Annotated in this window: 1 protein-coding gene; it reads left to right on the forward strand. The window is 57.9% G+C overall.

What is annotated here, in order from left to right; genetic code table 11:
• Positions 1-677 precede the first annotated feature (677 nt).
• A complete protein-coding gene (locus tag QEN58_RS01985; RefSeq protein ID WP_280105518.1) occupies positions 678-15,527 on the forward strand; it encodes a carbohydrate-binding protein in 14,850 nt (4,949 codons plus the stop codon).
• Positions 15,528-15,954 lie beyond the last annotated feature (427 nt).

A 15,954-nucleotide genomic window follows, 5' to 3' on the forward strand; every position in this document is an offset into this window, starting at 1 on the left:
GACGGCATGAGGCGGTAGGACGCTTCTTTTTTTGTAAGTTTTTTGTGATCAGTTTGTAATAGGTATGTTAGTTAGCGTATCAGGTTATTTTTAAAAGCATGTTGCTAAATTTTTAGTTTTATTAGTGTTAGTTGCTCATTCTGACTCACATGTACATCAAAAGTTAAAACGATGTGATAGGCGTTATTTTTATCATTAAAATCGCTTATTTTGGTTCCCATTTTTTATAAGTGTATCTTTGCCCGTATCGAATGAGTGGTTTTTAAATCACTGTCTTTATTGATTTTAAATTAAAAAAGCGGCTCATTTTTTGTAACATTTAGATACAAATATGCGCTACTACCTCTCGCTTGCCACCCCGGAATGCCCAGTTAAACTCACCCATAGTCCCCCCAAATGACAGCGGTGAACATGCACTGTGGACGCCAACGACTGAAGGGGCGTTGTAACGAAATGTTGATGATGGCTTACAAGTGTACCTCCTAGTGCGCTTGAAGATTCTAATTAAAAACGTGGGGTGGACCATGTATTCAATGTCGTTTTTATCTAGCCAGGCTCAGTCTCTTTTGGGTTCCGTTAGTGAAGGAAGTCGCTGGGGAAAGGATGCGTTTTATGATAATCATCTTTCTGTAGTTCCAAGCCCCTCCCCTTGGGAATCGTCTATTAAAGGCATCAGAATGGCCTGGGAAGATGCCCGTAATGAAATCTCGGTTTTTGAAAGTTTCGAGCGCCCCTTCGTCTTCGAAAATCTGCCCACACCGCCCTTGGGTAGGCTGAAGATGCGGCTCGAAGCCATGGATGAGTTCGGAAAGGTGCTGCCCAACTCAGAAATGAATATTGATCTCGATGTAATCCCAGAGAGTGAACTCGCCGAGACGACTTCGTCCGAACCAGAGGACGCTGCGCTAACGACGTTGGTGGCTGACGAGGGCTTTATGGCCCAGGCTATAGCTGCGGATACCTTCACATCGATACGCATTCAGGCTGAGGCCGGCGATGCTGGCGATGGCACGTCAGCGGTCCTTTCGGGTACCGGTATCAACGTGGTCAATGATCCCGTCAGCCAGCCAAATGCCGCAGATGCCGACGGCCAGGCGTATGTGGACTATGGCGACGGCATCAATGGCGGTGAGACGCTGACCTTTACGTTTAGCGTTGCGGAAGCAGGGGAGTACGAGCTGGCATTGGGCTATGCGCTTAGCCAGAACGACGATGGCACTGATCGAAACCGACCTCTGCGGCTGGACGTCAACGGTGAGCTAGTAGACCGCATATTCGATCTACCCAGTACTACACTAACGGGTACTTCAACCGACTTCAGCGACTTCGGTGAACGGACGATCCGCGTGCAGCTTCAAGCGGACGAGAACACCGTCAGCTTCACCTCCAACGGCGCCAGCGGGCCCAATGTCGACTATCTGGAGGTGCGCGCCCCGGACCCCGACGTCTACGTGGTCCAGGGTGAAGATATGGTGGTGTCGCCTGCATCCGATGTGGCGTCAGGCGCCACCAATCGGGTCGTGACGGTCGATAACATCGCCGACTTTACGACTGGCAATGAAACCTTCCGAGTGGGCGCCGAGGGCGCCAGCTACCTAGACTGGGCAGCTGGTAATGCCAACGCCTACGGCGAGTTCTCCTTGGATGTAGCCACCGCGGGCACCTACAACGTAACCGTGACCTATGCGACAAGTTCTGCGCGTCCGTTGGATCTTTCTTTGGTCGACGATGGTACGCCGACCCAGATAGGCACCTTCAACTTCACCCCGACGGCTGAGCCGAACTACTACCCCGATGACGTCAGCGATGTGCCCACTGCCAACCAGCCGGCTGGTCCCACGGGTGGCAACCCGACTCGACAGACTGAGTGGGAGGGCTGGTCAACCGAAACCATTGAAATTTCCCTTGCCGCGGGCAGCAATACACTGCGCTTGGGCGGTGCCAGCAACGGCCCCAATATCGATAAGATCGAAGTGGCATTGCTGGCTGCCGACCCGGTTGATCCTGTCGATCCCACGACGCCGGTAATCGATGCCATCGTGGTGCAGGCCGAAGACGCCGAACTGGGAGCGGGTAACGACCCAGGCACCCTGGTTCGCGACGCCCAAAATCCTGAGAATGGGGCCAGTTTCCAGGGTCTGCGCCCTGATTATTCCGGCACTGGCTATGTCGACTACGGCAGCGTACCTGGTGACAGCCTGACCTTCACGGTCAACGTCGCCGAAGCCGGTAGCTACGACGTGAACTTCCGCTATGCCAGCAGCGGTGATCGCCCGATGGCCCTTGCCGTCAACGGCGCAGCGCTGCCGCAGCAGGCTTTTGTGTCCACGGATCCCAATCCGACTAACGAAGCGCCGGAAGGGTTCGATGTGTGGGCCTATCAAAGCCTGACTACCGAACTCGTTGCCGGCGACAATACGATCGTCCTAAGCATTCCTGACGGTGCTGGAAGCGGCCCGAATCTTGACCGCCTGGAAATCACCACGGCGGGCACCGGCCCGGTTGGCGATGTCGAGGCAGACGCCGATGAAACTCCGCTGGTGTTCAGCGCTGGCAACAGCGTGATCAATGGCGTTATCGCTAACGAGGCCGGGTTTAGCGTCACAGGACTCGATGACGACATCGTCTTCATTGGAGTGACTTTTGATGATGGCGTGACCGTCGAAGAAGTCACACCCAATACGGATGGCAGCTTCACCTTGGATCTCTCTGGGAGAGACGACGGCGACCTGTCGGCTACCCTGATTGCTATGGACGCCTTTGGTAATCGAGTCGAACAAACCCTCGGTCTCACTCTGGATTCCACTGCCGATGAAGGTGACGATCTGGCGCTGGAAGGACCCACCACCGAGATTGCGCCTGATGACAGTGCCTCGGTAGTGTTTGGCGTCGCGGGCATCGACGCTGACTCGACGCTTGAGGTTAGTTTTGACGGCGGCGCGACCCGCCAATCGGCTACCAGCGATGGCGATAGCCTATCGGTTGATCTTACTGGACAGGGTCCAGGCGATGTGACGGTAACACTGATTGTGACTGACGCCGCCGGTAACGAAGCGAGCGTGCAGGATACGGTCACACTTGCTGCAGCGGATGGCCCGGTGGAGCTCAATGTAACCTTCGATGACACCACCATCAGTACTTACAACGAAACCCAAGACAATCCGGCGAGCGGAACCGGGGCCTCGGTTGAAGATGACGGAGCGACGCTCTTGTTGACCGATAACGTCTGGAAACGCGCAGCGCTGCCGAGCGACTACACCATCACCGGGCAGACCCTGCTGACCTTGGATGTGGCGATTTCGGACGCACCGGTACCGGAAATTGTCGCGATCGGTTTTGATGCCGACGATAACCCCTTTAACGGTGGCAATAGCGTCTATCAACTTGGTGGCACCCAGACCCAAGGCGGTTTCGTCGACCTGCGCGGACGGGGCGTCGACAACGGCGACGGTACCTTCCGTTTCACCATTGACTTGTCGGCGCATGCCGGTACCACTATCAATTCGCTGGTCTTTGTCAACGACGATGATTTGGGCGCTAAGGGCAGTGTGAGTTTCAGTGCCGTGAGCCTGTCTGAAGACGACGGGGCCGATACCAACAGTGCCCCGCGCGTGGTGGGCGGCGGCATCGCCGATCTCAGCCTGGATGAGGGATCGGATATCGAGGTCGACCTGCCCTTCGTCGATGACGATGGAGACGCGCTTAGTTTCAGTTTCGACGTCACCGACGGCGATGGCCAGCCGGTCACCGTGGGCGGTCTGAGCGTAGCTGACCAGGTGCTGAGCGGTAGCCTGGAGGGGCTGGCGCCCGGCGACTACACCGTCTCGGTGACTGCCGACGATGGGACTGCCACTACCTCAACCGACTTCATGCTAACGGTCGAAAATGTCAACGACGCGCCCGTTGCCGAGCCTGTCGCGCTAGAACCTTACTTCGGTGAAGTGGGGGAGGACTTCATTCAGATCCCGCTGGCTGAGTTTGAATCACTGTTTTCAGACCCTGATGGCGACAGCCTGACGCTATCCGCCGAGGATCTACCCGCCGGGCTTGAGGTGGTAGACGGCGTTATTCAGGGCATCCCCAGCCAGGGCGGCACGTTCGACGTGGTGATTCGCGCAACCGATCCGGCTGGCCTGTCCGTGACCCAGACGCTGAGTTTCGTTATTGAAGGCACTCAGGTGGGCGATACGATCACCATTGAGGCGGAAAACTTTACCGATCTTGATGTGGCTAATTTGATCGTGACTGGTAACGCAAGCGCGTCCAACGAGCAGTTGATCCGGTTGACCAGTAACGAGCCCGCCACCATTAGTACTGACCTAGCCGCCGGTGGTGTTGAGCCTGGCTGGTACGTTGCGCGGCTGTATGTATTCGATGAGAACGATGGAGAGGGTTCATTAACGCTCACCATTGGCGATACGGTCCTCGAGGCGCGCAACACCGCAAACGACAGCCTGAGTTCCGGTGTGGTGCTCAGCGACGACTTCGGCACCATTGTGGGCAGTGGTCCGCGTGGCAATGCGGGTCAGAGCGGTAACCGTAAGGAGATCGTGTTCGAAACGCCCTTTGAGGTGACCGCCGGTGATCTGGCGAGCCTCGAGCTTCGCGGCGCCGGTGGCGAACTGATGCGCATTGACTCCATGATGTTCGACCGTATCGAGGAACCGGTTAACGCCCCGCCGACGCTCGAAGGCTTGGCGGCCGATGTCAGCATCGATGAAAACAGCACGGTCGTGGCGAACCTAGCTATCGACGATGCCGATGGTGACAACTTGACCGTGACTCTGTCCGGTGCTGATGCGGCTTTATTTAGCTTTGATGAAACAACCGGGGAGCTCGCGTTCATCAACGCGCCGGACGCAGAGTTCGCAGCCGACAGCGATGAAAACGGCGTCTACGAGTTGACCGTGACCGTCTCCGACGGCGAGGACAGCGTCGCTCAGGACACCCTGATCACGGTGGCGGATATCAATGAGAGCATCGTTATCGGGCAGACCGCCTACGTCATCGACGAAAATCTGACCGAGATCGGTGCAATTCCGGTGGTCGACGAGGATGGTGCTACGACCGGTCTCAACGTGCCGGTATTTGCCATCACCGGTGGCGTGGATGCACCGCTGTTTACCATCGACGAGGCAACTGGTGTGCTGAGCTTCACCAGTGCCCGCGACTTCGAGCTGGCGGTTGATGATGACGAAAATGGCGTTTACGAAGTAGAAGTCACGGTAACCGACGGCGATCTTACCGATGTCCAGACCCTCGAAGTCACTGTCAATGACGTCGATGAAGCCCCGTTCACGCCGCTTAGCCTGCAGATTCAGGACGGTACGGTGACCAGTTTCGATAACGACGCCAACGCTACCGATACCACGATACGCAATGCCGACAATCCCGAGGACAATGACAATCTGGAGAATGGCCTGCGCCCGGACTTTTCCGGCACCGGCTATCTGGACTTCGGCGATACTGCCGGCGACAACGTCACCTGGCAGGTCGAGGTAGCCCAGGCCGGGCAATACGATATCAGCGTGCGCTATGCCACCAATTCTGACCGCCCGTTGGACCTAGTGATCAACGGCGGTACTCCAGTCGTGCTCGATATGTTGGCGACCGACCCCGACGGCACCGGACCGATAGAAGGATTTGATAACTGGCTTTTCGAGACCGTCACCGTGAATCTGGAGGCCGGCACTAACAGCATCGAGCTGGCGATTCCGGAAGGCGCGACTACCGGCCCCAATATCGACCGCATCGAAATCACCGTGGGGGGCTCAGGCCCGATTCCCGTCGATGACAGCGCTGATGTAGACGGCGACCTGACCCTGACCGCCGCAGCCGACACCCTGGGGCCCGATCAGCTAACCACGGCGCTGTTCAATGTTACCGGTGACGACGACGATATCGTGGCGTACGAAATCAGCTTCGACGGCGGTGCAACGCGCACCTCCGTCACCCCAGAGGCTAACGGCGATATCACGGTAGACCTGAGCGACCAAAGCGGTAGCGTTACCGTCACGCTGATCGTCACCGATGCGGTGGGTAACGAAGCCCAGGCCAGCGACAGCGTGACCATCGATGACGGCAGCGTGGTAGTCGAGCCCATTACCCTACAGGGCGAAGACGCGAGCGTCACCGACGTAGGCGGCACAGCTCAGGGAGCCGTCACACGGGTAGTGGATGCCGCTAACCCGGATGATTTCGGCAACTTCCGTGAAGGTGCGGTGGGCGACGCCTACCTGGATTTCGGCACCGATGCCGGCGACCAGATCACGTTCAACATCGATGCACCAGCGGCCGGTACCTACACGGCCACCATTCGTTATGCCAATGGTGCCGCCACGCCGCGACCGCTCGACCTGACGGTCAATGGCAATGCACAACCGCAGGTTCCTTTTGCCAATGCACCAGACGATGGGGTCAACGACCCTTGGAATGAGTGGTTAGAGCAGGAGGTGCAGGTCACCCTTGAGGAGGGTGCCAATACGTTCTCGTTGACCATTCCGACGGCGGCCAATGGCGGTGTGGCCAACGGTCCCAACATCGACCAGGTCGTGTTCAGCTTCGATGATGGCGATACGTCTCCTGTTCCGTTCAGCTTCGAGATCCAAGGCGAGGCCCTGGTCATAGAAGATTCGGATAACGTCGGTGATACCCTGGATACACAGGTCCGCGATGCCAGCAATCCCGAAACCAATACCGCCACCGGTCCCGATGGTTTATGGGACGGCTTCTCCGGCACCGGCTATCTGGACATGGGCAGCGATGCAGGTGATGCCGGGTCTTTTGATGTCGTCGTCGATGAAGCGGGCACTTACACCCTGACGGTTCGCTACGCCAACGCGGGTGGCAACGGTGCCGATCGACCCATGGATATTCTGGTGGGTGGCGAGTCCCAGGGCAGCTTGGCCTTCGCGTCTACCGGCGCTGATCCAGACGGCTGGCAGAACTGGACGGACGTCGAGATCGAGGTCGAGCTTGAGGCGGGCAGTAATACCATTCGCCTGGAAAACCTGACAGCCGCTGGCCCTAATATCGACCGTCTCAGCGTCACGCGCGAGGGCGTCGAGCCGCCCGAGGTGGTCGAACCGGGCGAGCGTTTCTCCGTCAAGATCAACTTCCAGCCCGAGGGTGTGGCGGTCCCAGACGGCTATATCGCCGACAATGGCAAAGCTTTCGGTACCCAGTCGGTGACCATCGACGGCCAAACCTATCAGTATGGTTGGGTCACCGAGGCGTCGATCTACGATGACGAGCCCGGCACGACGCCGCTGGATATCTCAAGTCTCACCAGCGTAGCGGTCAACGACCGTACCGATGATATCGCTGGTCTCGATCCACGTCAGGGCACTTATGCCCACTTCGACCAGCCTGGAAGCGACTATGTGCGCGCCGGTTGGGAAATCGAACTGGAAGACGGCTACTACGAAGTCACCATTTCGATTGGTGATACCTCAGGGCCCTACGACAGCCGCAATGTGCTGAATGCAGAAGGCGAATTGTTCAACGACCCCTTCACGCCTTTCCGCCCGGACGACTTCCCCGCTGATGGCAACCCAGGCGACGACACTGAAGGTGTGCGTTCTGACCTGGTGACCCGCGTGGTGCAGGTGAGCGATGGGCGTCTGACGCTGGACTCTTTGGGGCTCGACAACGAGAACACTGAGATTCAGTACATCGAGATCCAGTCGCTGCCCGACCTGACGCCGGATGACGCGCGCGAAGCCCCGCAGGACTACGCCTTCTTCACCGACGCCCGTGCTATTGCCGGCGTGGGGGAGAATGAAGTGGAGGTTGACCTCGACCCGGAAGACAGCGGCATTCCCACAGGCGTTGACCCAACGTCGGACATCTTCGTGGGTATCTCGGTCGTCGACGGGCGTGGCGGCGCCTTGCTTGAAAGCCTGAACGACGGCTCGGTGAAGCTGTTTGAAACGGTCACCGGTGAAGAGGTCTCCTTCAACGTCAACACGACCGGTGGCTTCGACTCACTGACCATCTCGCCCAGCCAGACGCTCAAGCCGTTCACCAGCTATACCCTGGTGATCGATGGTTTCCGGGACCGCGGCCCCAACGATGACGCCGATGCGCCGACCCGGGAGTTCCAGAAGTACACCAACACCTTCGTGACCGGTGAGGAGCCGGAGGTGGTTGCCCGCGACGTTGCCTTCAACGATGTGGTTGAACTCAACGGCGCTGCGGACAATGCCTTTGGCTTCACGTCGCTGGAGATTACCTCCGACGGCTCGACCATGTACGTGGCCACCATTGGGGGGCAGATCCTGCGCTTCGATATCGATCCAAGCGACGGGTCCTTGATCAACCGCCAGGAGCTGAGCCTGCCGAACGGTTACTTCGACCAGCCCGGGGAGAGTCAGCAACGTGGCATCATCGGCCTGACGGTCGATCCTACCGACCCGAACGTGCTGTGGATCACCGACAACTACCCGATTCCGCTCAATGGACGCGATAACGGTGTGCCAGAATTCAGCGGCCGCATCACCAAGATCACGCTGGACGGCGGCAGCGACTTTTCGGGTACCGCTGAGCCCTACATCACCGGGTTGCCGCGCTCCAACGGCGACCATGTGACCAATAGCCTCGAGTTCCGCGCCAATCCGGACTATGACGCGGCCACCAATCCCGATGTGCCGACGCATCTGCTGTATCTGATTCAGGGCTCCAACTCGGCCATGGGTGAGCCGGATAGCGCCTGGGGCAACCGTCCCGAGCGTTTGCTGAATGCCGCCGTCATGGAGATCGACCCCACTCGTGACGCCCCTCCCGGGGGATTCGATGTAACGACCGAGCCCGTTCCCGACAACGGCCAGAACACTCGCTTCGATGACCCGGACGGCCATCCCAAGGATGACCCTATCCCCATGGGCAACGGCGAATTCCTGGTATTCGATGAACGCGGTGTGGCCACGGTGCAGGACGCTGACGGCAACGTGCTCCAGAGTTACTACGACCCCTACGCCGAAGACGCGGTGCTGACCATTTTCGCCACCGGGGCGCGTAACGCCTACGACCTGGTGTGGCATTCCAACGGCTTCTTGTACGTGCCGACCAACGGTTCCGCGGCGGGCGGCAACGTGCCGGACGATCCCTCGACACCTGAAGATGAACGCTTCCTGAACGTCGAGAAGCAGGACGACTATCTGTTCAAGATGGTGGAAGGGGGATACTACGGTCATCCCAACCCGCTCCGGGATGAGTACATCATGAACGGCGGCAATCCGACCGGGGGCAGCGATCCCAATCAGGTCGACCGGTATCCTGCTGGGACCAACCCCGAGGGGAACTACGATATTTCCGGCGTCTATTCGCTGGGTGAGAACCGTTCGCCCAACGGAGCGGTGGAATACACCAGCAATGTGTTCGGCGGCAATCTTCAGGGCAACGTGCTGTTCACCGAATATTCCGGCGGTGACGATGTGCGCAGCATTACCCTCGATGCCAACGGCAACGTGATCGGCGACGATGTGCTGCGCGATCCCGACGGCAATGTCATCACCTACGTGGATCCACTGGATATTATCGAGAACCCGGTCACCGGCCAGCTCTACCTGCTGACCCTGAATCGCGGCAACGGCCAGAGCCAGATTATTCGTCTCGATCCGGCACCCGGCGGTGTGGTGGACCCGGTGGATCCCGGTGACGATCTGGTATCGCTACTGGTCATCCAAGCGGAAGACAACACTCCCAACGATGGCACCTCCGTAACGATCGCCGATGGAGCGGAAATCCAGATACGTGACATCAACAACCCTGAAACCACCGAGGGCTTGCCTAACGGCCTGCGCCCCGGCGCCTTTGGGCTGGATGGCAATACCGATGGTAGTGACGGGGTGCCAGGCGGCTATGCCGACTACGGTGCCACCAATGCTGACTTCATGACCTTCGGCTTTAATCTTTCCGCAGACGACGCTGGAGATTCGGTCCTGCGTATTCGCTACGCCAACGGTGGCGACACTAATCGTCCGCTTGAAGTATTCGTCAACAACGTAAGCGTCGGGGTGTTCGATTTTAGTCCTCCTCCCGGGCTTACTGGGGATGCGGCCTGGGCAGAGTGGCTGACCGAAGACGTGGCGGCGTCGCTAGTAGTGGGAGAAAACACCGTGCGCCTGCAGGCCACGAACAATACCGGCCCCAATATCGACCAGCTTGAAGTACTGCAGTCACCGCCGGACACCACGACGGGTTTCACCGATTACGAAGCTGAGGATGCCTCGCTTGACGGCCCTGTGGTTGTGCCGGAAAGCGCTGATGACCGCAACGCCTCTGGCGAAGGCTTCGTTGACTTTAATGGCACCAGCGATCAGACCATCACCTGGACCGTGGACGTCAATGAGACCGGCAACTACGAGATTGGCTTCCGCTATGCCCTGGCGGCGAGCAAAGCCGACCGCCCGATGGAAGTGATCATCAACGGCGTTAACCTGGGGCTGGTCAACTTCCCAGGCCAGAGTAATGAAGCGGAAAACGACTGGTTCTTCCAGGAGCTATTGGTCAATCTGCAAGCGGGCAGCAACACTATCAGCGTGACGGCACCAGAGGCCAACGGTCCCAATGTGGATCTACTGCGGGTGCCGGACGCGCCTACCGACACCTTTATGCCGGTGTATGCCGATGTCTCCGATGGCGCGCGCATCGAGCTGGAGAGTGGCGACAGCGCTAGGACCATCAACGACCTGACGGCCGACTTCTACTTTACGGTCGGCGAGGACGGGGCCTACAAGCTGGATTTGGCGGCGAATGCGGGTGCTAGCGACGGCGGCGAGCTGACGCTTACCCTCAACGGTCGCCCCATTGACGAGTTCGCTTATCCGGGCAGTGGTGAGGCCGGTGAAGCCTCCACCTACGTCGAGCTGGAAGCGGGCATCGAGTACAACCTGCGCGTGGTATCCAGCGCCGACGGTGCCGATGAGTTGGACTACCTTGACGTGAGCCCGTTGACCGGCGACGAAGGCGCTGATCTGGTCATTCAGAGCGGCGATGCTGCTTACTACTCCGACCGGCTGCACTTCAGCTACCTGGAGAACAACAGCGCCTCGGCGGACGATCGTGATTTCAAGGAAAGTGCTACCGTCACGATCTCCAACACGGGCACTAGCGAGCTTGCGATTCTCGACGCCGATATTGATGGCCCGTTCGTGCTGGAGGACCCGAGCGCCTTTGAAGGCTTAACGCTCGCCGCCGGGCAGTCTGTGGAAGTGACGGTACTGTTCGATCGCGATAGCTACATTGCACCTACCAACGATGCAGGCGACGGGGTCTTCGAGGGGCGGATTCGCCTGGTGACCAATGACGCCGATTCGCCGATTGCCGAAATCCGCATGGCGGGCTTCTGGCAGGCGCGGGACGAGGGCGGCTGGGAACCCAACGTCAATGAAGTCTGGGAGGTGTTCGGCTTCGGTAACCGTATCGACGGCCTGACCACCGTGGGAGGCGGCGAGAATTCAGTATTGAATGATTTCGACCTCTATCGTCCCGTTAACGACGACGAAGTGCTGTCGCGCTACTGGACGCTGGCTGATGGTGCCGGAGAGGCGAAGATCACCCAACTGGCGGCTTATCATGGCCCCAGCGGGGCAACGCTGGGTATCCATAACCCCGGTAACAAGGGCCAGGACATCATCTTCAGCGACCACGCTGGGGACAACAATCAGAGCCTGCTGCCAGTGAAGAGTGATGGGCAGTTCGCCACCGCAAGCTTCTCACTGGACGATATTCCCGGTGGCTGGGCCGGTCAGGGCGTGTTTGGAATTGAAGTGGCGAACCTGTCCACTGACCCATCGCTGAACCCTGAAGGGGGCGGTACGCCGCCCGACGATGCGGATGGTATTGAACGTGGCTATACGGTGCGCATGTTCAGGGCGCTCGACGCCGAGGGCAACGTGATTCCCAATACCTACCTGGGCATCATGGACTACACCGGCATCAACTATGACTACAACGACAACATGTTCCTCATTGAGGGCGTGACGCCGGTGGCCGGTGGTGAGCTGACGGTGATCAATAACGACGGCGTGCCGTCCAATGATCGCCTAGTGATGTCGCGCATTGAAAACCCGGCTAACGCCGCGCAGGAAGTGCATGACGAAGCCACCATCACGATTAGAAACGACGGCTTCGAGATCCTTGATATCAATAGCATCGAGGTCAGTGATACCACCTTGTTCGAGCTTACCGAGGCGTTTGCGGCGGTCAGCCTGGAGCCGGGCGAGTCCATCGACGTCACCGTGCGCTTCATCGCCAATGACCCCAATGATGCCAGCCTGTACGAAGCAAGTCTGGTCATCAACTCAAGCGATGCTGACGAGGGAGAGAAAGTCATCCAGCTCGCTGGCTTGGCCCAAAACCAGTCCGAGAGCGGTCAGGAGCCTCTCGTGCAGGAAATCATCAATGCCTTTGGTTACACCACCAACGTGGCCGAAGGGCAGATGAACCAGGGTGGCCTGGTGGAAGCCAACGGCGACGAAATTTTGTCACCTTACTTCCAACGCGCCGACGGTAGCTCGCCGATCAAGATCACCCAACTGGCGGCCTATCATACCCAGGGCGATGTGGCCCGCCTGTTCGTCCACGATGTGGATAGCCGTAATCTCGATGAGATTCTGGCCCACGATGAGGCCGATGGTCAGACGTTATTGCCACGCACGCTCAACGACGGGGACCTGTTGACCACAACGACGCTGGATCGCGATGCGCCGTTTGGTTTCTTCGCCGAGATATCGGGCCGCCAGGGCTACATTTCCTGGTCGGATCCGGATGCCAACCTTTATGAGGACACCATTGATGCCATCGGCAATCCGGGAACCAACCTCAATTGGGATGAAAATGATGGCCACCTGATTCGCGTCTATATCGCCAAGGACGCTGCGGGTAACGTGATCCCGGACACCTACATCGTCATCCAGGACTATGCGGGAGTTAACTACGACTACAACGACAATATCTTCCTGGTCGAGAACGTTCAGACCTATGACCCCAGCGGGGCGGAAGATGCTGACGGCAACGGTCGGGTGGATCTGTACGATGACGATGACAACGATGGTGTACCGAACTTCATCGACGACCCAGATCCGGTCGGCCAGACCGCCTTTAATGCCAGTGAGACCGCCTGGGCGGTGGGTAGTGATGGATTGACGCTGGAAGCTAAGCTTTATGATAACGGCGGCCAGGGAGTGGCTTATAACGACACTACTGCCGCCCACCAGGGGGCAGCGTTCCGCTCCAACGAGGCGGTAGATATTTCGAATGGCACCGAAGCGCTGGGCTACATTGCAGATGGTGAGTGGGTCGAATACACCCTCAATGTGGAAACGGCGGGGACCTATACCCTTAACTTCTCTACGTCAGCGGTCGCCGATGGTAAAACCATCACCGCGGCCTTTGAACAAGGGGGCGGCTTCTATACTCCAGCTCAGGTGCAGAACCTGCCCAATACCGGCAGCTTCACCAGCTTCCAGACCGTTGGTCCGCTGACCTTTGAACTGGAAGAGGGCGAGCAGGTGCTAAGGCTGACCTTTAACGGTGGCCAGCTGGATCTAGCGTCGTTCACCCTGGACTTTGAAGCACCTGTGGATGATGGGCAGAGTGCCTTCAATGACACCGAAACCGCTTGGGAGGTAGGAGCCGAAGGTCTGAACCTGGAAGCGCGCTTCTATGACAACGGCGGTCAGGGCGTAGCCTACAACGATTCGGATGATGCCCATCAGGGTGACGCCTTCCGGTCAGACGAGGCGGTGGATATCTCCACCCCATCGCAGTCGATCGGGTTCGTCGAGGATGGCGAGTGGGTGGAATACACCATCAATGTGGCGGAAGACGGTGTTTACGACCTCGGCTTCCTGACCTCACAGAATTCATCCTTCCCAGGGCCACGTTCGATTACCGCCAGCTTCGCCAAGGGTGACACGCCCTATGTAACGGCTTCACCGGTCGGCGTATCACCGACGGGCAGTTGGACCAACTTCACCGAGACTGATACCACTCAGGTATCGCTTGAAGCGGGCGAGCAGGTGTTGCGGCTGACTTTCAACGGTGGCCAACTGGATCTGCTGTCTTTCAACCTGGCCCCCGTTGACTCGACCCCGCCCAACCAGGCGCCAGTGGTGGAGGCCGGTATCGATGATTTTACGCTGACTGAAGGTGAACCAATCAACTTTAGCCTGCCTGACGACGCCTTTGTCGACAATGATGGCGATAGTTTGACCTTTACCGCTAGCGGTCTGCCTACCGGCATCTCAATGTCACCGGAAGGGGTATTCTCCGGCACAGCGACCAGCGCGGGGAGTTTCAACATTATTGTGACCGCTTCGGATGGTCAGGATAGCGTTCAGACGGAGTTCACCCTAGCAGTAGAAGAGGCAACGGTAGTCGACGGACAGCAGGCCTTCACGGATGACGGAGATCCCTGGCAAGTTGGCAGTGACTTCACGTTGGAAGCAGTCAACTACGATGAAGGCGGCCAGGGAGTTGCTTACAATGATGCTGATGCCGACCAGATAGGCACGGCGGTACGTCCTGGTGACGGGGTGGATATCGTCGGCGACGGTGATGCTATTGGCTGGGTCGATGACGGCGAGTGGGTGGAATACACGCTGAATATTGCTCAGGATGGCACTTACGACCTGTCGTTCCTGTCTGCTCTGGGCGATGGTAGCGGTCCTCAACGCAGCATCACGGCGACCTTTACCAAAGGCGACGGCTCGCCCTACGCGTCGGTAGACCCGGTGGTGATATCGCCGACCGGTGGCTGGGGAAATTTCCAGCCCACTGATGCTATCCAGGTGGCGTTAGAGGCCGGCGAGCAGGTACTGCGGTTGACCTTCAATGGCGGGTCACAGGATCTGGCCTCATTCAGTCTAGCGCGCGATGGTCAGCAGGCCTTTAACGCGGGGGGCACTCCCTGGTTGGTGGATGCCGATGAAGGCCTTGCGCTTGATGCAGCTCAGTACGATGAGGGTGGTCAAGACATTGCCTATAACGATGCTGATGCTGATCAGATTGGTTCAGACTTCCGCCCGGATGAAGGGGTGGACATCATCGGGCAGGGCGAGGCGATAGGCTGGGTAGATGAGGGTGAATGGGTGGAATACACCATTAACGTCGAACAGGCTGGAAGTCACACACTGTCGTTCGTGACCTCGTCACCCAACAATGGTCGTACTATCTCTGCTTCAGTTGAGCAGGATGGGGTCTTTTACGATCAGTCAGGCCCGGCTTCGGTTCCTAACTCTGGCGCTTGGGGAACCTATGTTGATGGACCCACTGTGACGTTGGATCTTGAGGCAGGCATTCAGGTATTACGTCTTACCTTTAACGGTGGTTCGCAGGACCTGGCCTCGTTCCAGCTCAGTCGCGATCCTGACGTCAGCGCGGCCAGTATGTCGAACATGGATATGATAGATATGTCTAACGACATGAATGATGGTTCCTTCATTGAGGAAGAGTTCGTCGCGATGAGTGACGATGTCAACATCAGCGGGGTGCAGGAAAATGACCAAGGGGTGTTGATGTAATATGCGGACCATATAGCACTTGCTAGAGTCCACGAAGCGGTGCTGATGAGGTGAAAAGTGTTAATAAAGCCTGCGAGAAATCGCAGGCTTTTTTTGCTCAGTAGTCGCGGAGAAAATTACTGCGTGAGGGCAACAGGCACGATGAAAAACATGTCAGACCAGCATACTGAAAACCTGACAGGTGCAACGGCAGCCAATGACGAAGCGTTGATAAGGACGGTATGCGCGAATGTCTCATCAAGGCCAGAAGCCACAGGCTTCAACAACAGGCCGGATATATGCAAGCCAACCTGTCCCTTTCTTCAGCCTGAGGCTTTGCAAGCCGGGAGGAGACCATATATGTGGGATTGGCGCTTGAGGCCGCCCCATCAAACAGTAGGGCAGTGCCTCCTTTAGAGTCCCGTCCATAACGTTGGAATGTTAACTT

The sequence above is a fragment of the Halomonas alkaliantarctica genome (genome assembly GCF_029854215.1).
Taxonomy (GTDB): Bacteria; Pseudomonadota; Gammaproteobacteria; order Pseudomonadales; family Halomonadaceae; genus Vreelandella; species Vreelandella alkaliantarctica_A.

What these genes read in the sequence shown, in the direction of transcription:
- QEN58_RS01985 (WP_280105518.1), top strand. Translation starts at nt 678, where the DNA reads ATGGCCTGGGAAGATGCCCGTAATGAAATCTCGGTTTTTGAAAGTTTC.